We start from the raw sequence: 21662 nt of genomic DNA, 5'->3' as shown, positions 1-21662 counted from the left end.
CCCGGCTACCGGCCGCGCGGTGACGAGCGACTCGCGACGTACAGCGAGTAGGCGATGACGACGAACCCGACGGCGGTGAGGGCGTTCTCTAAGACCAGCGCGGTCTGTGTGTCGATACCGAACAGCTGGTCGGCGACACCGGCCAGCAGCGACCCGGAGGTTATCGTGCCGAATCCGACCGCGAGCGTACTCAGCGACGACGAGCCCGTCTTCGCGGCCGCTTTCGCGGCGAGATAGGTGACGAGGCCGCCAAGCAGGAGCGTCACTGTCTTGAAACCGATGACGATGGGTGAGATGGTGCCGTTCATAGTTCCTCGCTAACGCGTGTCCACAGGGTCGCGAGCCGTTCGTCCGCCGACTGGGTGGGCGAGACCGTCTCCACGTCGAACGCGTCGTCCCCTTCGAGCGTGACGAAGATGCCCGAGCAGTCGCGCACGTATGTCGTCGCGTGGTGCCCGTCCGGTCGTACCTCGGTCTCCTCGGCGACCAGTCCGGCCTCGCTCAACTGCTGGAGCTTCCGGTAGGTGCTCGTCTGCGGGAGGTCACATCGCTCGGCGACCGATTTCGCCGGCAGTGGCTCCTCGACCGTCGCGAGGATATCGCGACAGTCGGCGTCCGCGAGCACGTCGAACACTGCCTGGTCGTCGATGCTGTCGTCGCTTCTCACGGAGGGACCTCCGGGGGGCGGGCGGGGAAGCCGATACGACGTGGGTACTGTCAGCCGTCACGACCGTTAACGTATCGGTGGTAGGCAATCAGGTACGTTCCGGTGGCTGGCACATATTCCCGGCCGACGATTTCCAGAATGTGGAAAGCGGTATCGGGTTTTTCCATAGTATCGGCCGCAGTTGGCGATGGAATGCCAACTCCCTCCACCCGCCGCAAGTTCCTGGCAAGTACCGCCCTCACGAGTGTCGCCGCCACAGCCGGTTGCGTGTCCAGCGGCTCGACCGACGGGCAAAGTGGCACACCGACAGAGACCGACGCGCAAGGCGGTACGCCGACGGATTCCGAGGCGGAGACACCGACCGAGCGCGACCCCACGTCAGCGCCGGAGGACCTCGACACGTGGCTCGAGGACGCTAACGGCTACGACGGCGACCCGCGCCGCTTTGGCCCGAACTCCCGTCCCAGTATCAGCGTCGGCGAGGAGACAGACGACGGGATGGCCTTCGCACCGCCGGTCATCGAAATCGCACCGGGGACGAACGTCACCTGGGAGTGGACCGGCCACGGCGGCCAGCAGAACGTCGTCGCCCTCGACGGAACCTTCGACAGCGGCCGGACGAACGCCCAGCAGGGCACCTGCTACGAGTACGTCTTCTCCGAACCCGGCGAACACGCCTTCGTCAGCGAGCCCCACCGCGACGAGGGGATGAAAGGCGCCGTCATCGTCGCCGAGCCGCCGACTACCGGCTACGACGCCGTCGACGAGTGGATGGCCGCGGCCAGCAACTTCGACGGCACCGTCGTCGACCGCACGGACCGGGACACGACGACCGTCACCGTCGGCGCCGAGGGCAACGGCGGCGCGTTCGCGTTCGACCCGCCCGTCCTCCGAATCGGAACCGGCGACACGGTCCAGTGGGAGTGGACCGGCGAGGGCGGCGGCCACAACGTCGTCTTCGAGAACCACGACATCGACTCCGGGGAAGTCGCTTCCGAGGCCAGCGCGACGTTCGAGCACACGTTCGACGACACGGGCCAGTATCTGTACAGCTGTCTGCCACACCAGGCGCTCGGCATGCGAGGCGCCATCGTCGTGGAGTAAGCGGCCGCCTCGCTCGTCTCGCGTGATTCGAGTCCCCGTGTCCGCCGGCACCTCACGTCCGTTCCCCGATTAGAATCCAGTCGTGCCGGTTCAGTCACCGCTTCGCTCGTCGGTTCGCTGCACGGGCGTGGCGGGAGTGAGCAAACGCACAGCGCTTGCGAACTACGCCACGCCCGCCGAGTGAGTGTAACGAACGAGACGGGCGTGGCGGGAGTGAGCGAAACCGGAGGTTTCGCGACCATCGAGCGACGCCGTGGCGTCGCTCGGGATTCGAACCGGAGCAAGACGGTCGGCCTCACTTCGTTCGGCCGCTGCGACTTGCAGGGTTCGAACTCCGGGCCCGTTCGCTCCTCACATTCGTTCGGAGCAGAACGGGCGTGGCGGGATTCGAACCCGCGCTCTAGGGGTTAGGAACCCCTCGCCCTCGTCCACTAGGCCACACGCCCGCACGTGACGGCTGAAAAAGTCGGAGAACGCCGCTCAGTTGCTGCTGGATTCGGTCGTCGTCTCTTCGGTCGTCTCGGCCGCGGCGGAGTCGGTCTCGGTCGCGGCCTCGTCGGCGGCCGACGACCCCCCGGTCGCGCCTTCGCGCATCTCTTCGAGTTCCTGCTCGACTTCCTCGCGACCCTTCTGGAACTCGCCCATCGCTTCGCCGGTCGAGCGAGCGAGCTTCGGAATCTTGTTCGCGCCGAACAGGAGGACGGCGATGAGGAGGATGACTAGCAGCTCCACCCCGCCGGGCACCCCGGGGAACAGTGGTACGATGGTCCCTGACATTGTGATGGGAAATTACGTGGTTGCTATTATAGTCTTTTTGTCTGCCCGTGGATTCCTGAACAGACTTTTAGAGGGTGTGAAATCGCTAAATTCGGCGTTTCGGACGGGCCGTTACGGACCCGATATCAACCTTTTGCCGGCCCTGCCATGGTAGCTCGTGCCACGCCGGCGCCCTACTGCTGGACGAGTCGCGCGGTGACGTCGTCGAGCCACTCCGGTACGTCGAGGTCCGCGAGCGTGCCGTCACGCCAGGTGGTCACGACCTCCGTTTCGCCGCCGCGTGTGAGGTCGATCTGCCACTTCCGGCCGTCTTCGGCAGTGATGTTGAACCGGGCGCCGCCGTTGGCCAGCGTCGAGACGTGTTCGACCGTCACCTCGATACCTGTGTAGACCTCCATCGTGTCGGGCATACAGCTCACTATGGGCCGACTAGTACTTAAACGACGCCGCGACAATCACGGGACTCATCCGTCTCGAACCCCGAACCGGCCGTATGGTTTCAGTCGGCGACGAAGCCCCGGATTTCACCGCACCGCTGGCGAACGGCGACGTAGCCGAGATTACCCTCTCCGACGCCGTCGCGGACGGGCCCGTCGTGCTCGCGTTCTTCCCGGGGGCGTTCACGAGCGTCTGTAGCACGGAGTTAGAGACGTTCGACGACCGCCTCGACGAGTTGGCCGACGCTGGGGTCTCCCTCTACGGCGTCAGCATCGACACGCCCTTCGCCCAGAACGCCTTCCGCGAGGAGGTGGGCCTCGATTTCGCCCTCGTCAGCGACACCGACCGCGACATCGTCGACGCCTACGACGTCAAGATGGACTTTACGGCGCTGGGGGTGCACGACCTCGCCAAGCGGGCGGTGTTCGTCGTCGACGAGGACCGCCGTATCACGTACGCCTGGGTCACCGACGACCCCGGCGTCGAACCCGACTACGACGACGTGGTCGCGGCCGTCGCGGACAGCTGAAAGCCCGGGTTTTTCTCGCTGGCCCCGCGTAGTGACCCCATGAGCGAGACCGACAGCGAGGCCGGCGGGCGTGTCTACGACCCCGACGGCGACCACGCGTTCCCGGACGAGCGGGTCAACGACGTGCTCGGCACGCTGGCCGCCGACGAGGAAGTGCAGGCGTACCTCGAAGCCCAGAACGTCAATCCCGTGACCCGCATGCGCTACAACGACCACGGGACCAAGCACATCAGCATCGTCCGGAACCGGGCGCTGTGTCTCTACGACCTCCTCAAGGAGGGCGGCGTCGAGTTCAACGGCGCGGCCGAACAGGACCTGGACGAAGCGGACGAGGCAGTCATCGTCGCGCTCGCGGCGACGCTGCACGACATCGGCCACGTCGTCCACCGCGACGAACACCCCTACTACTCGATTCCCCTCGCCGCGGACCTGCTGGACCGCCTGCTCGACCCGTACTACGACGTCGCCGAGCGCGTTCGGGTCAAAGGCGAGGTCCTCCACGCCATCCTCTGTCACCACACCGAGGAAAAGCCGCTGACCCTGGAGGCGGGCGTCGTCCGCGTCGCCGACGCGCTGGACATGGAGCGGGGTCGCTCGCGCATCCCCTACGAACGGGGCGGCCGCGGCATCAACACGGTCTCCAGTCAGGCCATCGAGACGGTGACGCTCACGAACGGGGGGGACTACCCGGTGCTGGTCGAAATCGAGATGAACAACGCCGCCGGCGTCTACCAGGTCGACAACCTCCTCAAGGCCAAACTGACCGACTCCGGCCTCGAAGACAGCATCCGTATCGTGGCGCTCAACAGCCACGAGAACGGCGACCGAATCGTCGAGCGCATCGAACTCTGAGGGGAGCCGTTCGGGGTCCGCCGTGCTGCTGGCCTGCCGTCTGCTCACCACTTCGTCACCCCCTGTGAACGCCGGAACGTGTGAGCGACATAACTGTTTAGTAGCGGCGAGCCCTACCCGTGTTTATGAGTCTCATACCCCTCGACCAGCCGCGGGGTGACGGGCCGAACAGCCCCGGCGATGGCCCGGAAGACGCCTCTCTACTCGGTCGCTTCCTGTCCGGATGCAAGGCCGCGCTGCTGGCGCTCCCCGGCGTCTCCGCGCTGGCGAGCGACCGGGACGACGACCGGTCGGAACCGACGCTCGACGCCACCGAGCGCGAGCGGTCGTCCGAGCGGAAAGCGCCGGCCACGCTCCCCGCGGGCTCGGCGACCGGTGAGGTCGAGGTGGTCAGCACCGAAACCGACGACACGCTCACCGTCGAAGCCGTCGACAACCCCGACGCGACCATCAGCTCCGACACGTGGGAGCCCGTCGAGCGGTAGCCGGATTTTGCCGCGATAGCTACTGCTCGCGAACCGGTCGTCGGAGAGAGCGGCGAACGTCGAGAGACGCCGACGGCGTCTCGCGTGATTCGAATCCCGTTGTTCAGCATTTGCTGCTCGCGTGTTGCTCGCAGCAAAATGCGGCGACCGGGATTTGAACCGGACCGAGACGGTTGTGCTCGCTCACTCCGTTCGCTGTGCGCACTGCGACTCGTAGGGTTCAAATCGCCGAGTTGCGCATCCGCTCGTCACGTCCGTTCCTCGCAGAATGCGGCGACCGGGATTTGAACCCGGGCCATGAGCTTGGAAGGCTCAGGTCCTACCACTAGACCACCGCCGCACGTCGCTCACTGCGCTCGGTCGTGCGGCGAGATTCGCAGTTCCTTCGGAACTGCGCACCACCGCCGCCAGTTCGAACGCGTGTACTCGGTGATAGACCGAAGGTGATTAAGGACCTTTCCCTTCGGACCGGACGACGGCGTAGCAGTTGCCACTGGAGAGCTCGAACGACTCGGTCGCCAGCCCGCTCGCGGCCAGTTCCCGCTCGAACTCCGCAGGGGCGTAGATGTGGTAAAAGCGGGGCACCGTCTCGCCGCCCGGGAGCGTCCAGTCGACGGTGGTGTCGAAGCCCGTCTCGGCGTCTTCAGCGGCGTCGAAGCGGTCGTGAGCGGTGCTCCAGACGCTGACGAGGGCGCGGCCGTCGGGTCCGAGCACGCGGGCGAGTTCGTCCAGGCTCGCGCGCCGGTCGTCGGCCGACGGGAGGTGGTGCAGCGTCGCGACGTAGACGGCCAGGTCGACGCAGTCGTCGGCCAGGGGCAGGCGGGCGGCGTCACCCAGCACGAGCGCGGCGCGGTCACCGACGCGGTCGGTGGCCGCCGAGAGGAGCGCCCGAGAGGCGTCCAGCCCGACGACGCGGTCGGCCGCGTCGGCGAGCAACTCCGCGTGGCGGCCGTTACCACAGCCGATATCCAGCGCCGTCTCGCTCGCGGACGCGTCGTCGACGAACGCCTCGACCTCGGGCCAGGCGTACTCGCGGGTCTTCGAGAAGTGAGCGCCGATGCGCTCGTACGTCCGGCGGACGCCGGCCCGGGAGCGGTCCATGATTGGTGTGGCGGCGGCGGGCGCTTACCGCTTTCCACTCAGAGCCGGGCGACGGCCGAGCGGACGGGGTCGATGTCGGGCGTCCCCGTCCCGCGGTCCGGTTCCGAGTCCGCCCACGTGAACGCGACGCGACACCGGCGGTCGACGAGGAAGGCCGCCCGGCGCGTCGAGCCGTCGGGTCGCTGGACGCCGAACTGGCCGTCGACGCCGGGGTGGTCGACCAGCAACGGGAACGGCAGTCCGAGGTCGGCGGCGAACTCGCGGTGGTCCTCGACGGTCCCGGGCGCGACGCCGAAGACGGCGATGGCGTCGGTCAACGCCCCCCAGTCAGTGTCCCGGAGGGCTTCGAGATACGCCCGACACCGGGGTTGGAAATCCGCCGTGTAGAAGGCCACGAGCACCGGCGCTCGGCTGGCCGCGGCCGAGAGCCGATACGCGCCGGCGGTCTGTCCGTCGGTCCCGTCGAGGTCGAAATCGGGTGCCGGGTCGCCCACGTCGAGCATACCCGATAGAGCAGCGACAGCGAGAAAAGTGGTCGCCCAATCGGTCGCCGTCCACTCGACGGTCAGTCCGCCATCGTCTCGGCCGCGTGGGCCTGTTCGACGGTCTCCTCGGCCGTGATGGCCGCGTAGGCCCCGTAGAGGCCCAGCACGGCCAGCCCGGCCAGCACCAGCCCCGTCCGGAGGACGGGGTCGACCGCCGGCGTCGCGACGACCGCGCCGGCCTCGTTGGTCAGTGGCGCCGCGCCGTAGGGCTTGCCCGCGAGCACCTCGACGAGGCCCAGGCCCACGATGCCAAGCGCCATCAGTCCGCCGCCCAGTGCCATCGCCGCCGTTCGGATTCTGTCAGTCATTTTTTCTCACCCCATGAGGTAGCGCAGTTTCGGGTGTCGCTTGACGAGCGCCGTGCCTTCGAGGACGCCGTCGACGCCGTAGTAGCGGCCGGCGCCGGCGACGATGACGGTGACGAACAGCAGCAGGGCCATGAGGTCGGCGTTGACCAGTCCGTGGCCGAACCCGGCGTTGCCGACCCAGAACAGGGTCATGAAGATGACCCCGCCCACGGCCGCGAGGCGGGTCAGCGCGCCGACCATCAGCGCCAGTCCGATGAGCGTCTCGAAGAGGGGGACGCCGGGCTCGATGAACCAGGCTAAGTTCTGCCCCATCCAGACCGGGATAGGGCCCAGCGCCGTCCCGGTCATCCCCTTCAGGTAGGCCGGGCCGGCGGCGAAGGCCAGCCCGTTCTCGATGACCTTCGTTATCCCGGCGTGGAAGAAGAACCAGCCGGTCACGAGCCGCAGGAACGCCAGCCAGTACTGCGTCCACGGCCCGTCCAGTTCCACGTCGACGGTGTCGGTCAGTGGGGTCTGTTGGTAGTTCATCGGCACCTCACATGTGGACGTGCGGCGGGAATCCGCATATAACTCGATGCGCGTTCTCACTCGTCTGGAAACCCGTCGACGATACTTTGTCACACGACACCAACTCCAGACGAGGAACACATCCTGAGCGGTCCGGGTAGAGAGAGTCCCGTCTGCACGTCACAGCCGAACGGTCTCCGAAGCGACAGTGCCGGGTCGACACGGTCGGTGTCGAACGGGAGCGAGAGGGACTGGACCGGCCTATCCGAGGAACAGTCGCAGCCGCGGGTTCTTCTGGACCAGTTCCTGCTTTTCCAGCCACGCGTCGACGCCGAGGATTCGGCCGGTTCCGAAGGCGCCGAGCCCGAACAGGATGAACACGTAGACCATGTGGTAGTCGATGAGGAAGGAGTTCTCGAACGGGTAGGATGCCATCCAGTAGAACAGCATCATCACCGCGCCCCAGAACGCGGACAACCGGACGAACAGGCCCAGTATCAGCGCCAAGCCGATAAGCGTCAGGCCGACCTGATTGAGTGGGGTGAGCAGCCACGCCCAGTCGTTCGCCATCGTGGTCCACATGCTCACGAACGGGTTCCCCTCCGGAATCCCGTAGAGCAGGAAACCACGGACGCTCCAGTTGGGGTCGATGACCTTCGTGATGCCCGCATAGAAGAAGGACCACCCCATTATCAGCCGTAACCCCAGGAGGGAGTAACCAATCCAGTGCTCGGAGTAAGCGAACTCCACGTCGAAACCGAACAACTCGGATTCGAGGACTCGGGATGCCATATGACTAAATCTCACCGACATCGCAATAAGTCTCACCCCCCTTTCTCACCAGTTGGGAACTACGCTGTCAGAAGGAGTCACCAAAGCGCCGTCGACCGAGCGGTCCGGAAAACCGACTGGCCGCGTTCCTGGGATATGAGAACCACTGGTCGGATTTATTATACCGGTTGCGTAACACTGAGCCATGGACGACGAGTCAGGGATATCCCAGGAACTCGAACAGTCGCTCCGAAAACACCGACGCGGTAGCGAGTCTACCGGGACGTTGGTCGTCAGCGAGGAGGAGGGGTACGTCGGCGACACCATAACGTTTCAGGGCCGGAACTTCCCCGCCGGGGAACAGTACGAACTCCGGTGGAACTCGACGGACGGTCGCTGGGGGGTCCTAGAGGCCAACGAGATAGTCGGGCCGCAGTATCAGCCCCGGAAGGAGACCATCGCGACTGTCCGGACGGACGAGGACGGCACGTTCGACGAGGAGTGGATGGTCAGGGAGGACTACGGCGGCGCCCACCGCATCGAGGTCCGCGACGGCGACACGACCGTCGCCACGGCCGAGTACACTATCCTGCCGTGGTTCGAACTCGACCAGCAGTCGGTGCCGCTCGGTGACTTCTTCACCATCACGGGCTACGGCATCGGCCCCAACGTCGTCACGAACAACTACCAGGTCGCCTGGGACAACGGCAACGTGGGGTTCATGACCGGCGTGATGAACCGCGGGACGGCGACCGCGCAGATTCGCGCGGTCGGGCCGGTGGGCAAGCACACGCTGCAGGTGTGGCGTAACTACCGCGGGGTGCCCTACCTGCAGAACAACACCCAGTCGCCGTACGGCCCCGTCGCCGACGGGCGCCAGTCCCAGTGGGTCGTCGAGGTCACCGAGCCGGAGCAACCGCCCGAGAGCGCGTGGCTCGACGCGCAACTGGACGAGAGCCCCATCGCGCTCCACTACCCGGACGTCGAGGACACCGAGGCCGAACTGTCCATCACGCCCACGTCGGGCCAGCCCGGCACGACGGCGTTCATCAGCGGCGAGAACTTCCCGGCCGAGGAGGAAGTGAACCTCATCTGGTACCGCCACGAGGGCCACCGCGTCAAGGGTATCCCCATCACGCCGGAGCCGAAACCGGAGATGCTCCCGACGGTCACTACCGACGAGGACGGCCGGTTCCAGACGGAGTTCACTATCCCGCACGGCGAGGGGTCGACCAGACCCATCACGGCCGCCGTGGGCGGGCGCGAGGTGGCGGTCACCGGCTTCATGATGCAGCCCTCTATCGAGACGTTCTCGCCGACGAGCGGGCCGGTCGGGACGACCATCGAGATAGAGCTCTCCGGCGTCGGCTGGCCGGTGTACGAGAACGCGCCGTACTTCCTCTATGACAACAAGCCGCTGGGCTACGTCTGCGGGCTGACCGACAACGACGGCGGCGGCATCGTCAAACTGGAACTGCCCGCCAGCGGCGAGCCCGGTTGGCACTTCATCGACGCCTATCCGTGTCTCTTCGAGGTGCAACAGGACGAACCGGACTTCGAACTCCGCCCGCACCTGTCGTATCTGGACAACCACCCGGTTCGCCCGCTCCCGGCCTACCACATGGCCTTCGAGATTACCGAGGACTGAGGAACCGACAGGACGAACTCCCGTCCCCCGTATTCCCGACACATGACGCTCGATATCACCCTCGCCTGCCACGACTACGCCTGGACGCAACCGCTCTGGGACGGGCGCGTAGAGCCCCAGGGCGTGGACCTGACGGTGGTGAACTACCCCAATCCGACGCGCTTTTCCAGGATGGTCCACGGCCGGGAGTTCGACGCCTGCGAGCTGTCGATGGGGACCTACCTGGCGACCCGAGCCGACGCCGACCGCTACCCCTTTACCGCCATCCCCGTCTTCCCCTTCCGGAAGTTCCGCCACGCGTACATGTACACGAGCCCCCACGCCGGTATCGACGAGCCGGCCGACGTGGCGGGCAAGCGCGTCGGTATCGTCAACTGGCAGACGACGACCGGTATCTGGCAACGCGGCGTCCTCGCCGACCGCTACGGGGTCGACCTCTCCACTGTCGAGTGGGTCGCCGGCGGCGCCGAAATCGTCGACGTCGACGTGCCAGACCGCTACGACGTCGAGTATCTCGACGCACAGACGTCGATGGTCGGGATGCTGACCGATATGCTCGAAGCGGGCGAACTAGACGCCGTCTTCCATCCGGTCGACGTGGACGGGACGACCGCGACCCGCCTGTTCGAGGACGCCAAGGGCGTCGAGCAGAGCTACTACCGCGAGACCGGCATCTTCCCCATCATGCACGCTATCGTCCTCGAAGACCGGCTGCTCCGCGAGGAGCCGTGGGTCGCCCAGAGCCTCTTCGACGCCTTCCGCGAGGCCAAGGAACTCGGGCTGTCGGCGCTGGACCGGCCGCGGGAACTGCCGCTCGTCTGGGCCGACGTCTACACCGACGAGCAGCGCGCGGTGCTGGGCGAGGACCCCTGGGAGTACGGCCTCACCGAGGGCAACGTCACGACCGTCGAGACGCTGGTCGAGTACGCCCACGAGCAGGGTATCGCGAGCGAACGGTACGACGTGGCCGACCTCTTCGCGACCGACCACCTCGACACGCCGTATTTCGCGTAGCGCCGTTCGGTCGCTACCGCGTCCCGAGTTCGTAGAACCGGATACCGAGGTAGCGCAACGCGACCACCAGCGCCACCGTCAGCCCGATGAAGATAGTGGAGATGGCCGAGACGAGTTCGATGTTCGGCCGGTACATGTACAGTTCGAACAGTTTGACGGGAATCACGACCGTGTCGGTGGTGTAAGTCATCAGCGGAATCGACAGCAACTGGAAGACGTGAATCGCGAGGAAGAACCAGATGACGGCCGCGGAGTTGCGAAACAGCGGGAGGAAGATGGCGCGCATCTGGCCGAGCCACGACGCGCCGGCGATACGCCCGGCCTCTTCGAGTTCAGCGTGGACCTGGACGATGTTCCCGATAGCGATGCGGGAGGCGACGGGCAGGAAGACGACGACACAGCCGACAGCGATGATGGTCACCGTTCCATAGAGGTTCAGGAAGGGGAGCAGTTGGCCGACCCAGAGAAAGGTAAACAGCAGGCTAGAGCCCATGATGATGCCGGGGACCGCCAGCGGCGTCAGCGAGAGGAAGTCGACGAGCCCGCCCAGTCGGCCGTCGGTCCGCTCGGTGTAGTAGGCCATCCCGACGACGAGCACCGTCCCGAGCGTCGCACCGCCCAGCGCCACCACCAGGCTGTTGGCGAACGCGTCGCGGAGTCCGGGGTCGGTGAGCGCGAGCCGATAGTTGTCCAGCGAGAGCGCCCCCACATGGACTTCGCCGACCCACGAACCGTGCAGCGACGCGACGACCATGACGACGGTGGGCAGTAGCCAGACGAACAGCAGGACGCCCCAGAGCGCGCCCGCCAGCGGCAGGCGCCACCGGCCGAGGTCCCACGTCCCCGCGTGGGTCCCCCCACTAGAGAGCGTCATGAACTGCTCTTTGCGCCGCGTGACGGTCCGGTAGTACCAGACCAGCACGAGCGTCAGCAACAGGAGGCTACAGGACAGCGCCGCGGCCTCGCCGTAGGCCGGCGGGAACCCGCCCGTGATACTTCGCCAGATGGCCGTCGAGTAGACGTCGTAGCCGTTGCGTGCACCGAGGATGGCGACGATAGCGAACTCCCCCAGCCCGTAGAGGAAGGTGACGAGTGCGCCCGAGAGCAGAGCCGGTTTGATGAGCGGCAGCGTCACCGACCGGATGGTCTCGACGGCGCCCGCTCCGTGAATCCGGCTCGCCTCCTCCAGGGCGGGGTCCATGTCCTGCAGCGCCGGCACCGTCAGCAGGTAGAACGTCGGGACGACGTTGACGCCGACGACGAAGGCGATGCCCCACGGGTTGAAGATGTCAAGCGGGAAGCCGACGCCGACTGCCTCCCGGAGAGCGCCGTCGACGAGCCCGTTGTCCGGGCCGTACGCCGTGATGTACATGATGGCGTAGACGTACCCCGGGATGGCCTGCCCCGAGAGCAAAACCAGTTCCATCGCGCCCTTCGACGGCAGGTTCGTCCGGACGAACAGCCACGCGAAGGTCAGCCCCAGGGCCATCCCCGTGGCGGTCATCCCGACGGCGATGACCAGCGAGTTCGCGAACAACTCCCAGACGTCGAAAAAGCCCTCGGTGTAGACCGTGGCGAAGTTCTCGGTCGTGAAACTGGCCGCCAGTTCCCCCGGAAAGCCCGACCAGACGCTCGTCCACAGCAGGAAGAGGAGCGGAATGACCGTCAGGACGACGATTGCGACGACGACGACCCCGAGAACGAGCCGTTTCGCCGACAGTCCCCGACCAGTCAGTCCTCGCCCCGCGCCGACACTGCGGACTGTCTCGATGGCGGCCCCGACGGTTCCGGCGAGTCGGTCCCTGGTGCTCATCTCAGACCTCGTACACCTGGAGGCGCCGCGGCTGTATCTGAAGGCGCACCTCGTCGCCCTGTTCGAAGTCGCGGTAGGGGTCGGTGTGGACGACGAGTTCGGTCTCGGCGTCCTCGAACCCGACCGTCACCTCGTAGGCGTCGCCCAGAATCCCCTCGGCGACGACGCGGCCGGTCAACTCGATGCGGCCGTCGCCCGACTCTCCGAACTGACCGATGTCGACGTCGTCGGGTCGGAGGAAACACATGACAGCGGTACCGTCCCCACCGTCGGGTTGGCCGCTCGCCTCACCGCCGACGAAATCAGCGTTCGCCAGGTCGAACTCGACGACGCCCGTCCGGACGATGCGCTCGCCCGCCGGCGACGCCTCGACGCGACCGGCGAAGTGGTTTCTGACCCCGAGAAACTGTCGGGTAAAGGGCGAACTGGGCCGGTCGTACAGCTCGCGTGGCGTCCCCGCCTCCACTATCTCGCCGTCGTTCATCACGAGCACGCGGTCGGCGAGATAGAACGCCTCCTCCTGGTCGTGTGTGACGTAGAGCATACTGATGTCGAGTTCCCGCTGGACGCGCTGGAGTTCGTACCGCATCTGCGTGCGCAGTTCGCTGTCGAGGTTCGAGAGCGGCTCGTCGAGGAGGAGCAACTCCGGGTCGTGGACGAGCGAGCGGGCGAGTGCGACCCGCTGTTTCTGCCCGCCGCTGAGCGCCGTCGCCGGCGAGTCGGCCAGGTCGGAAATCTGCATCAGTTCGAGGATGGTCGTGACACGCTCGTCGTACTCCGCTGCCGGGATGTCGTGGTCGGCGTGTTCCAGCGGGAACCGGACGTTCTCCGCGACGGTCATGTGAGGCCAGACGGCGTAGTTCTGGTACACCATCCCCACGTCCCGGTCCTCCGGCCGCTTCGAGACCCCGTCGCCGAAGACGGTCGTCCCGTCGATACGCATCTCCCCGCTGTCGGGCGTCTCGACGCCGGCGATACAGCGGAGGACGGTCGTCTTGCCACAGCCGCTCGGCCCGAGCAGGGCCACGACCTGGTCGGTGCCGACGGTCAGGTCGACGCCCGAGACCGAGAAGTCGCTCCCGAACCGCTTTGCCAGGCCGCGAACGGCCAGTTGCGGCTGTGGACTCATCGCGCCCGCCGTGCCGTCGTGGCGTGTCTCATCTTCGGGCTAGCTACACGTCGAAGGCGCCGTTGTCCTTTGCGGTCTGACCGACGACTCCGTAGTCGCCGTCCTCGTAGAAGCCGATGGTGGTGAGTTCGGCGTTGAGGCGGGCCTGCGTGTAGGGGTCGGGGTTCTGCGGTGAGTAGTCGAGGTCCACTCTGACCGGCACCTGGTCGGTGACGTCGGGTATCATCCGCCGCTGGACCGACTCTTCGAGCATCGCACTCAGGACGTACCGCGCGACCCACGGATTTGGCGCGTTGGTATTGATAGCCATCTCGCCGGCCAGGGCGTCGCTTTTGACCGGGTCGACGAAGTGCCCCCGAAGCGGCTGGTCGGCGACGAACGGGCTCACGACCCACGGGAAGTTGTATATCATCATCGGCGCGTTCCCCTGGGCCACCTCGCGAGCCCCGGCGGTGTGGGAACTGGACCCGCTGAACTCCAGGTGGTCCGCCAGCGCCGTTATCCACTCGTCGTTGTCCATTCCCCGCTCGTCGGCGTGGTAGTCGATTATCCACCCGACTTCGGTGGCGACGATGTAGCCCGGCAGCTTCGTCGTCATCCCCTCGTACTGCCCGTCGAAGAGGTCGTTGTACGTCGTCGGGTAGTCCAGCCCGTGCTCCTCGAAGTAGGTCTCGTTGATGGGGAGACAGAGTCCGGCCCCGCCGTTGTAGGCCGCCACCATGAAGGATAGCTGGCGCTCGGCCGGCAGGACGTCGTTGAACCAGAAGTTCTCGTCCAGGTCGAGTTCGTAGTACTGCTCGGCGACCGAGGCGCCCTCGCTGACGATGCGGTCGCGGATGTCGTTGGCCTTCGTCACCAGGTCGGCCTGGTGGTTGCCGGTCTGGTTCTCCTGGAGGAACCGCTGGGAGACCCGGCCGGCGTCGCTGGCGAAGACGTCGGCCTCTACCGACGTTCCGAACTCGTCGTTGATGACAGAGACGAGGTCCTGCCACTGCTTTGCGTCGCCCGTCCCGGCGTAGATGGTCACGGTCGCACCGTCGTCGATAGTCTCGGCCAGCGCCTCCGTCGTCCACGGTGGGTCCGGCCCCTCCTTCGATTCGCCGCTCCCGCCGAGACAGCCCACGAGTGCCGCGCTGGCGGCGACACCCCCGGTCGCCAGCATCGCTCGCCGGGAGAGATTGGTGGGACGGTCCGTGTCGGTCTGCTGTCGTTCGGTAGCCAGTCGCCGGTCAGTCATAGGTCAACCCACTCCATCTGTATATAAACTGATTCTGTGTATTCCTGCAAGATGAGAATTTCGGTGCGAATAACGACGTGATATACGGTAACGGGAGGTGCGAATGTCGACGTGATATTCGGATGCGAATCGTAACGTGAGTCTGATACTGCTCGACGCCGTAGCACGGCTATGCGCGAACCCGACCCGAAACCGTTCGACCCAGTCGTCTCGCCGCTGTTCGTCAACGCGATACACGAGGAACTCCGGCGCTACGACGGCGAGCGGATGGGCGAGGAGCGGGCATGCCCGAACTGTGGCTCCGGCGCCTCGCGGAAGAACGGCTACCAGAACGAGCGAAAGACTGTCGCGCGCCTGGTCACGGCCGACGGGCCCGAACAGGTCGGTGTCGAGGTCCAGCAGTACCAGTGTACTGACTGTGGCCGGTCGTTCCAGGGGGACCTCTCGGAACTGTTCTACGAGGGGTGTGCCTACGCGAAGCCGGTCGTGGACCTCTGTCGGTTCCACGCGGCCGACCAGTCGGCGTCGGGCTGTGAGCGGACGCTGCGGCGGCAGTACGGCCTGCTGGTGACTCGTGAGACGATAGCCCGGTACCACGACCGGTTCGACGAGCCGCCGGAGCCCTACACCATCGACATCGGGGGGTACGACTACTCGCTGCCGTTTCTCTCCTTTCTCTTCAGTCCCGACGACGACGGCGACCCGCACTTCGTCATCCAGCGGTCGACGGCGATATGGTGACCGGCGGTGTCACTCTGACAGTTCCTCGCGAAGCGCCTCCGGGAGCGACTCGACGACCTCGTCGCCGGGGAACCGCTCCATCGAGTCGGCGGTGATATCGGCGTAGTGGCGGTACTTCGAGACGGTCTCTTCCTCGCCCCAGTCGCTGCCCATGTACGCCAGCACGTCGGCGTCGGGCGAGAGAATCCGCCCGTCGAGCCCGCCGGGCGTGACGTAGGCGTGTTCGACCTCCCCGAAGTAGTAGGTCGTGTCCATGAACTCGAAGGAGTCCATCACCGAACACTCGATGTTGCCGGTCGCGTCGGCCAGCAGCGGCACGTCGACCGACTGACCGGGGACCGTCTCGATGCCGAGGTGCGCTATCTTGTCGATATCGCGCCCGCTGACCATCCCCGAGAGGGTCAGTGCGTCGACCATCCCCTTCGAGGGGGCGGCGAGGACGAACTCCTGGCTCTCCTCGATGAGTTCGTAGGTGTGGGTCTTGTGACTGACCGCCAGCAGGTAGCGGAACGGGTTGTAGCCGGCCAGCATGTACCACGACGCCGTCATCACGTTCGGACCGGCGTCCTCGCCGTTGCTGACGACCAGCGAGACCACCTTCGGTTTGAACAGCGCTTTCGAATCGTACTCCGATATCTCGTCGAACAGTTCGGTCGGGTCCTGGCCTGTCATGGGTGTCGCTTGCGTAGTGGGAATATATAAATCGATACACCGTGGGCCGGCTGTCGCGTGGCGTCGCTCACTCCTCGACGGCCGCCTTGACGTTGTCGAAGTAGGTGCCGATGTCGCGCTTGACGATGGGGCGCAACAGCCGGTTGCTCATCGTCGCGACGCCGCCGCTGATTTCCACCTCGGCGGTGTAGGCCAGGTTCGCGCTCCCGTCCTCGGTCGCCTGAATCTCCATCGCGGCCAGGATGTCGAAGTCGCTCCCGGTCTTGGAGTCGAAGGCGTTCGCCGTCGTGAGGACTGACTCGGGCGGGTTCATCTCGACGAACTCGGCCTCGCCGGACAGCGAGACGGTGAGGTGACTCACGCCGCGCGTAATCTCCACCGTGTACCGCCGCTCGGAGACGCGTTCGATTGCCTCTGCGCCCGGGACACACTCGGTCAGCGTCGCGGGGTCGGAGATGGTTCCCCAGAGGTCCTCGGGCGTCGTCTCGACGCGGACCGTGTCGGAGAACTCGAGTCGTTCGCTGTCTGGCGTGGCTGACTCGTCCGCCGATGGCTGGGCAGCCGTCTCGTCTCTCTGTGTTGGGTCGTCGTTTTGCATTGTCGATAAATCGGGCGGGGAGTGCGCCGGTTCCGGGTTACAGCTCGATGATAGTGAACTGGTTCGAGGCGATGCCGACGTTGTAGAAGTTCGCGTCGCCGTTGGTGACGACGACCTCGTACTCGTAGGCGCCGGGGCTGAGATTCGCCGTATCGAGCGTCCCGGACCACTCCGCGGTCTGGTCTTCGCCCGCGGGCGTCCAGCTGAGTTCGACCGGGTCGAACGAGCCGTCGGTCGATTCGATGGTCACCGAGTCGAGGGTGTCGCTGCCGACGATGTCGCCCGTCGTGCCCTCGTAGACGCCGATGACGAACGTGACGTCCATGTCCTGGGTGAACTGCCGCTCGGGGGCACAGCCCTCGACGAACCCGGCCGACTCCTCGGGGGCCTGCTGGTCCCACCACGTCTCGGTGGTGACCACGTAGTTCGTCGGGTTGGAGTACTCGATGACCTCGAAGGCGTCCTCGAGGATGCCGACCGTCCGGTAGTTGGCGTCCCCGTTGGTCACCTCGACGGTGTAGGGCATCGTGCCGGGCTCCGCGTCCTCGGGCAGGACGTACGAACCGGCCCACTCCTGGGCGGGGTTCTCCTCGTCGTCGCCGGCCCAGCCCAACTCGACGTTTGGCCCGCCCTCGACGTTGACGGTGACGCTCTCCAGGTCCTCGTCGGTCAGTTGGTCACCCGTGTCGGGGTCGTAGATGCCGACGTAGAAGATGACCTGCATCCCCGGAACGAACCGTCGGGTCGCGGAACACGCCGAGGCGAACGCCGCGTTCGACGGTATCCCTTCGGAGCCGGTCCCGGTCTCCGCGGTGACGACGTAGTTGGACGGCTCCGTCTGGTTCGGGCCGGGCCCCTCGCCGGTAGCCGTCTCGTTCCCGGTCGGCGTGCCCTCGTCGCCGCCTGAACAGCCGGCCAGGCCGACCGTCGCCCACGTGGCCGCACCGGTGACAAGTAACCGACGACGTGTCGTTCCGCCACTCGATTGTGATTCTGCGCTTTCGGCGTTCGCGTCGCCAGTCGGCGACTCTCGACCAGTTGGCTCCATGTTACACCTCTTACTTTTCAGACCGACATATAAAATATACCCCCAGTTTCTATATCATTGGGAAACCAGTCCTGGGTATTTATGCCAAGTCGATAGAATACTACCCACATGCCACGGGACACAGCCGATTTAGACGACGGGACGGTTCCCGGCGAATCGGAGACGGAGCAGCGCAAAGGTGGGATGACGCGCCGTCGCCTCGTCGCGACCGGGGCGGCCACGTGGGCGACGGTGAGCCTCGCGGGCTGTAACTACATCACCGACCCCGGCGTGGAGACGCCCGCGGTCAGCACGGAGACGACGACCACCGGCAACACGAGCACGTCCAACGAGACGTCGACAGACGACAGTTCGGACGGCGGGTCGGACGACAGCGGCGACACGGGCGGCGGTGAGGAGACGGAGACGTCCTGTGCCAGCGTCGGTCGCTTCTCCCGCGGGATGGAGGTCGGTCTGCACGTGGCCATCTACGACCCCGCGACGGGCGACCCGCTGGGTGCCGACGCGGTCGACGGCGTCACCGTCACCTTCCCGAACGCCGACTACGGCCCCGTCGAACTGAACTGGGAGGGGCCACACGAGGCCTACGACCGGGACACCTGGGGGTCGAAAATCGAGACCGACGCCGACACCGAACCCGGCACCTACGAGTACGAGGTACACGTCGAGAGCGAGAACGAGGGTGACACAGCGACTATCACCGACGAGTTCACCGTCGTCTAGCGGTGGGCTATCACGGCGACAGCTCCCCCGGACTGTCCAGCGTCAGCGGATGACGGTCACGGGGACAGTCGCCTTATCGACGACGCTTTTCGCGACGCTGCCAAGAACCATCTCGCGCTCTTCGGTGAGTCCCCTGTGGCCGACGTAGATAGCGTCGGCGCCGCTCTCGTTTGCGTAGTCGGTTATCGCGTCGGCCGGTCGCCCGGCCAGCAGACGCGTCTCGATTTCGAAGTCGGCGTCGCGCTCTCGGGCGACGTCCTCGGCCACCTGGCGTCCCGCGGCGAGCGTCTCTCGGCCCAGTTCCGTCGCCCGGTCGCTCCCCGGGAGGACGAGCTCGCCGTTCCGTAGCTCGGCTTCCGGTTCGATAGCGTGGACGATGTCAAGCGTCGCGCCGAGCGCCCCCGCGTGGACCGCCGCGTGTCGGATGGCGTCGTCGGACTCCTCGGACCCGTCCGTCGCAACTGTGTATCGCATAGTTTGCTGTTCGACGCTGGCGTTAAAAAGCGCCGAGAGCTGTTCTCACGGCGCGGGAATCGCTCGCACCGGGCGGTACCGTGACCTTCAAATCGCCGTCCGGACTAGCTCCGACGATGCCAATCGAGCTGGAGGGGACCCACACCACGGCGCGCGTGATGGTCGAGGACGAGTCGCTGGTCGAGGAGCAGTGCATGGCCCAGATTCAGGAACTCATCGACCATCCCGCGTTCACCGAGCCCGTACGCATCATGCCCGACACCCACTGGGGAGCGGGCGCGCCCATCGGGTTCACGATGCCGCTGGCCGACCGCGTCGTCCCGAACATCGTCGGTGTGGACGTGGGCTGTGGGATGGCGGCGACGAACCTCGGCACGGAACTCCCGCTTTCGGACGCCGAGCGCGAGCGCCGGGTCCGCGAGGCCGTCCCCATGGGCCGGTCGGTCCACGACTACGACGACGCGCCCCACCTGGTCTCCGAGTTCCCGTTCGAGCGCGCCAACGACCGTTTCGAACGCTTCGACGCCGCCTTCGCCGACCGCTTCGCCGAGCGTATCGACCCCATCGAGTTCGACTTCACCGGCTACGACGGCGACTACTTCGAGGCGCTCTGTGACCGTGTGCTGGCCGACCAGCGCCAGGGGATAGACCACGTCATCAAGAGCGCCGGGACGCTGGGCGGGGGCAACCACTTCGTGGAGTTCGCGAAGGGACGGGAGTCGGGCGACTACTGGCTCGTCGTCCACAGCGGGTCGCGATACCTGGGGATGTCCGTCGCCCAGTACTGGCAGGGAACGGCGACGGACCGCCGGGCTATCGACGGTATCCGCGAGTCGATTCCCGACGAGTACACCGACTACCTGCAGTTCGACCCCGACACGGTCGAGTCCCGCGACCTCTACACCTGGGTCACCGGCGGGATGGGCGAGTCCTACATCGACAAGGAGCGCCTGCGCCGCGAACTCGACGGGAGCGACATCGAGGACGCCTTCGACACGCTGGGCCAGTTGCAGACGGCGGTCCGGGACGACCTCGGCGAGGACGACCGGAACACCGACCTCGACTGGCTGGAGGGTCGGGAGGCCCACGGCTACTACGTCGACATGCTCTTTGCCCAGCAGTACGCCCGCTGGAACCGCGAACTGATGAGCGACGCCGTCTGTGAGGCGCTGGGTGTCGAACCGGTCGAGCGCTTCCAGTCAGTACACAACTACATCGATTTCAGGGATATGACCATCCGGAAGGGCGCGACGCCGGCCCGCGAGGGCCAGCGCCTCGTCGTCCCCTTTAACATGGCGAAGGGGTCGGTCATCGCCCGCGGACTGGGCAACGACGAGTGGCACCAGACCGCGCCCCACGGCGCGGGGCGGGTGATGAGCCGCCGGAAGGCCCACGACGTGGTCGACATGAACGACTTCGCGGCGGCGATGGACGGCGTCTACTCCGAGTCGGTCGTCGAGGGCGTCCGCGACGAGGCCCCGATGGCCTACAAGGACGCCGAGCGCATCGCGGCGGCGCTGTCCCCGACCGCCGAGGTCGTCGAGTGGCTCGACCCGGTACACAACCTGAAATCGACGGATTGAGCGGTCGCGACCGGCGGCGGTCGTCTCTTCCGGTAGAACTAAGTACGGCTGTAAAGTACACTTTACTGTAAAGCTAACTTTACACCATGACGGCCACCGAATTCCCCGGGACCACGCGGCGCCCCGACGACACCGTTCCCGCCGTCGTGTGGGGCACGCTGTACGGTCACATCGGACTGTTTATCGCCTTCGGCGTGGCCTACATCTATCACCGCCGCAGGTCATGAACAACACACTCGACGAGTACCGGAGTCGCGACGGGCTGAGCCAGGGCGAACTCGCCGACGCCGTCGGCGTGAGCCGCCAGACCATCAACGCCATCGAGCGCGAGCGCTACGACCCCTCGCTCGAACTCGCCTTCAAACTCGCGGCGCAGTTCGACTGCGCGGTCGAAGAGCTCTTCGACCCCGACATCGACGGGTCCGCGTAGGTAGTAGATAAACGATATTTTCCCGCGGGACGTAGGATGCGTATGACCATCCTGGTCGCAGTCGCCGACGACGAGGCCTCGGACCGTGTCCTCGACACGGCCGTCCGGCTCGGCGCGGCGCTCGACACGCCGCTGTACGTCGTCCATCTCGTCGACGACGCCGACGCGGACCGGGCCGCGGAACGGATGCGAGACGCCATCGCGGAACGGCTGGCCGACGAGCCGGTCGAGGCGACCGTCGCGCTGGAGTACGTCGGCCGGCACAGCCGCCGGCCCGGCGCCCGTATCGCCCACGAACTGCTCGAAATCGCCGAGGACGTCGACATCACGCACATCGTCATGGGCCACGAGCACAAGGGGTTGCGCGGACGGCTCCGCAGCGGCGACGCCGCCTTCGCCGTGGTCAACGAGACGACGGTGCCCGTGACCGTGGTTCCGCGCCTCGACGACTGAGTCCGCGGGGTAGGG

The 21662-nt window shown here is 66.2% G+C and carries 28 protein-coding genes and 2 tRNA genes; 12 read left to right on the top strand and 18 right to left on the bottom strand.

Features of this window, described 5'->3' with window-relative positions; genetic code table 11:
• Positions 1-5 precede the first annotated feature (5 nt).
• Both NDI86_RS06010 and NDI86_RS06005 read right to left on the bottom strand, forming a co-directional pair.
• Positions 6-308 carry a DUF7521 family protein gene (locus NDI86_RS06010; RefSeq protein ID WP_310899497.1) on the bottom strand — a complete coding sequence of 101 codons (303 nt, stop codon included), beginning with the start codon at positions 306-308 and terminating at the stop codon, positions 6-8.
• The gene (locus NDI86_RS06005) at positions 305-667 is read right to left on the bottom strand and encodes a helix-turn-helix domain-containing protein (RefSeq protein WP_310899496.1); all 363 of its coding nucleotides are present in this window, start codon (positions 665-667) and stop codon (positions 305-307) included. The genes NDI86_RS06010 and NDI86_RS06005 overlap by 4 nt, the downstream gene beginning before the upstream one ends.
• 267 nt (positions 668-934) lie before the next feature.
• Here NDI86_RS06005 and NDI86_RS06000 point away from each other — a divergent pair, with 267 nt between their 5' ends.
• Positions 935-1771 (top strand): halocyanin domain-containing protein, encoded by an 837-nt coding sequence (locus NDI86_RS06000; RefSeq protein WP_310899495.1) that lies wholly within the window; start codon positions 935-937, stop codon positions 1769-1771.
• A gap of 372 nt (positions 1772-2143) precedes the next feature.
• Here NDI86_RS06000 and NDI86_RS05995 read toward each other — a convergent pair.
• The 3 genes from NDI86_RS05995 to NDI86_RS05985 form a co-directional block, all read right to left on the bottom strand.
• A tRNA-Arg gene (locus tag NDI86_RS05995) sits at positions 2144-2217 on the bottom strand.
• A 34-nt stretch (positions 2218-2251) separates the two neighbouring features.
• On the bottom strand, positions 2252-2548 hold the full coding sequence (gene tatA / locus NDI86_RS05990) for a twin-arginine translocase TatA/TatE family subunit (protein ID WP_417936240.1): 297 nt from the start codon (positions 2546-2548) through the stop codon (positions 2252-2254).
• 173 nt (positions 2549-2721) lie between these two features.
• Complete coding sequence (locus tag NDI86_RS05985; protein ID WP_310899494.1) at positions 2722-2958, bottom strand: hypothetical protein; 237 nt, start codon at positions 2956-2958, stop codon at positions 2722-2724.
• 83 nt (positions 2959-3041) lie between these two features.
• On the opposite strand from NDI86_RS05985, the gene NDI86_RS05980 reads away from it, so the two are divergent.
• From NDI86_RS05980 to NDI86_RS05970, 3 genes are all read left to right on the top strand, one after another.
• On the top strand, positions 3042-3515 hold the full coding sequence (locus tag NDI86_RS05980) for a redoxin domain-containing protein (RefSeq protein WP_310899493.1): 474 nt from the start codon (positions 3042-3044) through the stop codon (positions 3513-3515).
• 39 nt (positions 3516-3554) lie between these two features.
• The gene (locus tag NDI86_RS05975) at positions 3555-4367 is read left to right on the top strand and encodes an HD domain-containing protein (protein ID WP_310899492.1); all 813 of its coding nucleotides are present in this window, start codon (positions 3555-3557) and stop codon (positions 4365-4367) included.
• Positions 4368-4492: 125 nt separating this feature from the next.
• The gene (locus tag NDI86_RS05970) at positions 4493-4852 is read left to right on the top strand and encodes a hypothetical protein (protein WP_310899491.1); all 360 of its coding nucleotides are present in this window, start codon (positions 4493-4495) and stop codon (positions 4850-4852) included.
• 269 nt (positions 4853-5121) lie between these two features.
• Here NDI86_RS05970 and NDI86_RS05965 read toward each other — a convergent pair.
• From NDI86_RS05965 to NDI86_RS05940, 6 genes are all read right to left on the bottom strand, one after another.
• Positions 5122-5192, bottom strand: a tRNA-Gly gene (locus NDI86_RS05965).
• 107 nt (positions 5193-5299) lie between these two features.
• On the bottom strand, positions 5300-5953 hold the full coding sequence (locus tag NDI86_RS05960; protein WP_310899490.1) for a class I SAM-dependent methyltransferase: 654 nt from the start codon (positions 5951-5953) through the stop codon (positions 5300-5302).
• A gap of 38 nt (positions 5954-5991) precedes the next feature.
• Complete coding sequence (locus tag NDI86_RS05955; RefSeq protein WP_310899489.1) at positions 5992-6456, bottom strand: peroxiredoxin family protein; 465 nt, start codon at positions 6454-6456, stop codon at positions 5992-5994.
• A gap of 62 nt (positions 6457-6518) precedes the next feature.
• The gene (locus NDI86_RS05950) at positions 6519-6806 is read right to left on the bottom strand and encodes a hypothetical protein (RefSeq protein WP_310899488.1); all 288 of its coding nucleotides are present in this window, start codon (positions 6804-6806) and stop codon (positions 6519-6521) included.
• Positions 6807-6812: 6 nt separating this feature from the next.
• Positions 6813-7334: a DoxX family protein gene (locus NDI86_RS05945; RefSeq protein WP_310899487.1), complete on the bottom strand. Its 522-nt coding sequence runs from the start codon at positions 7332-7334 to the stop codon at positions 6813-6815.
• Positions 7335-7574: 240 nt separating this feature from the next.
• Positions 7575-8105 (bottom strand): DoxX family membrane protein, encoded by a 531-nt coding sequence (locus NDI86_RS05940; RefSeq protein ID WP_310899486.1) that lies wholly within the window; start codon positions 8103-8105, stop codon positions 7575-7577.
• Between the two features lie 184 nt (positions 8106-8289).
• On the opposite strand from NDI86_RS05940, the gene NDI86_RS05935 reads away from it, so the two are divergent.
• Both NDI86_RS05935 and NDI86_RS05930 read left to right on the top strand, forming a co-directional pair.
• A complete protein-coding gene (locus NDI86_RS05935) occupies positions 8290-9732 on the top strand; it encodes a hypothetical protein (protein WP_310899485.1) in 1443 nt (480 codons plus the stop codon).
• 42 nt (positions 9733-9774) lie between these two features.
• Entirely contained in the window at positions 9775-10746 is a 972-nt protein-coding gene (locus NDI86_RS05930) for a substrate-binding domain-containing protein (RefSeq protein ID WP_310899484.1), read from the top strand.
• Between the two features lie 13 nt (positions 10747-10759).
• On the opposite strand, the gene NDI86_RS05925 is transcribed toward NDI86_RS05930, so the two are convergent.
• The 3 genes from NDI86_RS05925 to NDI86_RS05915 are packed head-to-tail and all read right to left on the bottom strand — an operon-like array spanning position 10760 to position 14925.
• Positions 10760-12559, bottom strand: coding sequence for an ABC transporter permease (locus NDI86_RS05925; RefSeq protein WP_310899483.1), 1800 nt, complete (start codon positions 12557-12559; stop codon positions 10760-10762).
• 1 nt (position 12560) lies between these two features.
• Entirely contained in the window at positions 12561-13688 is a 1128-nt protein-coding gene (locus tag NDI86_RS05920) for an ABC transporter ATP-binding protein (RefSeq protein WP_310899482.1), read from the bottom strand.
• Between the two features lie 43 nt (positions 13689-13731).
• The gene (locus NDI86_RS05915; RefSeq protein ID WP_310899481.1) at positions 13732-14925 is read right to left on the bottom strand and encodes a hypothetical protein; all 1194 of its coding nucleotides are present in this window, start codon (positions 14923-14925) and stop codon (positions 13732-13734) included.
• A gap of 171 nt (positions 14926-15096) precedes the next feature.
• Here NDI86_RS05915 and NDI86_RS05910 point away from each other — a divergent pair, with 171 nt between their 5' ends.
• The gene (locus tag NDI86_RS05910; RefSeq protein ID WP_310899480.1) at positions 15097-15666 is read left to right on the top strand and encodes a hypothetical protein; all 570 of its coding nucleotides are present in this window, start codon (positions 15097-15099) and stop codon (positions 15664-15666) included.
• A 9-nt stretch (positions 15667-15675) separates the two neighbouring features.
• Here NDI86_RS05910 and NDI86_RS05905 read toward each other — a convergent pair whose 3' ends face one another.
• From NDI86_RS05905 to NDI86_RS05895, 3 genes are all read right to left on the bottom strand, one after another.
• A complete protein-coding gene (locus tag NDI86_RS05905) occupies positions 15676-16338 on the bottom strand; it encodes a flavin reductase family protein (RefSeq protein WP_310899479.1) in 663 nt (220 codons plus the stop codon).
• A gap of 67 nt (positions 16339-16405) precedes the next feature.
• Positions 16406-16936 carry a CoxG family protein gene (locus NDI86_RS05900; RefSeq protein WP_310899478.1) on the bottom strand — a complete coding sequence of 177 codons (531 nt, stop codon included), beginning with the start codon at positions 16934-16936 and terminating at the stop codon, positions 16406-16408.
• A 37-nt stretch (positions 16937-16973) separates the two neighbouring features.
• Positions 16974-17984 (bottom strand): hypothetical protein, encoded by a 1011-nt coding sequence (locus NDI86_RS05895; protein ID WP_310899477.1) that lies wholly within the window; start codon positions 17982-17984, stop codon positions 16974-16976.
• Positions 17985-18092: 108 nt separating this feature from the next.
• Between NDI86_RS05895 and NDI86_RS05890 the strand changes: the two genes are divergently transcribed.
• Positions 18093-18707 (top strand): hypothetical protein, encoded by a 615-nt coding sequence (locus NDI86_RS05890; protein WP_310899476.1) that lies wholly within the window; start codon positions 18093-18095, stop codon positions 18705-18707.
• Between the two features lie 42 nt (positions 18708-18749).
• Here the strand turns inward: NDI86_RS05890 and NDI86_RS05885 are convergent, their stop codons facing one another.
• Positions 18750-19181 (bottom strand): universal stress protein, encoded by a 432-nt coding sequence (locus NDI86_RS05885; RefSeq protein WP_310899475.1) that lies wholly within the window; start codon positions 19179-19181, stop codon positions 18750-18752.
• Between the two features lie 116 nt (positions 19182-19297).
• On the opposite strand from NDI86_RS05885, the gene NDI86_RS05880 reads away from it, so the two are divergent.
• From NDI86_RS05880 to NDI86_RS05865, 4 genes are all read left to right on the top strand, one after another.
• Positions 19298-20764, top strand: coding sequence for an RtcB family protein (locus NDI86_RS05880; protein ID WP_310899474.1), 1467 nt, complete (start codon positions 19298-19300; stop codon positions 20762-20764).
• An 86-nt stretch (positions 20765-20850) separates the two neighbouring features.
• On the top strand, positions 20851-20991 hold the full coding sequence (locus NDI86_RS05875; RefSeq protein WP_310899473.1) for a hypothetical protein: 141 nt from the start codon (positions 20851-20853) through the stop codon (positions 20989-20991).
• Entirely contained in the window at positions 20988-21194 is a 207-nt protein-coding gene (locus NDI86_RS05870; RefSeq protein ID WP_310899472.1) for a helix-turn-helix transcriptional regulator, read from the top strand. The genes NDI86_RS05875 and NDI86_RS05870 overlap by 4 nt, the downstream gene beginning before the upstream one ends.
• Positions 21195-21236: 42 nt before the next feature.
• A complete protein-coding gene (locus tag NDI86_RS05865; RefSeq protein ID WP_310899471.1) occupies positions 21237-21647 on the top strand; it encodes a universal stress protein in 411 nt (136 codons plus the stop codon).
• Positions 21648-21662 lie beyond the last annotated feature (15 nt).

Source organism: Haloarcula onubensis (assembly GCF_031624605.1).
GTDB lineage: Archaea > Halobacteriota > Halobacteria > Halobacteriales > Haloarculaceae > Haloarcula > Haloarcula onubensis.
Note: the sequence above shows the minus strand (reverse complement) of the source record. Positions and strands in the feature narration are given on the sequence as shown.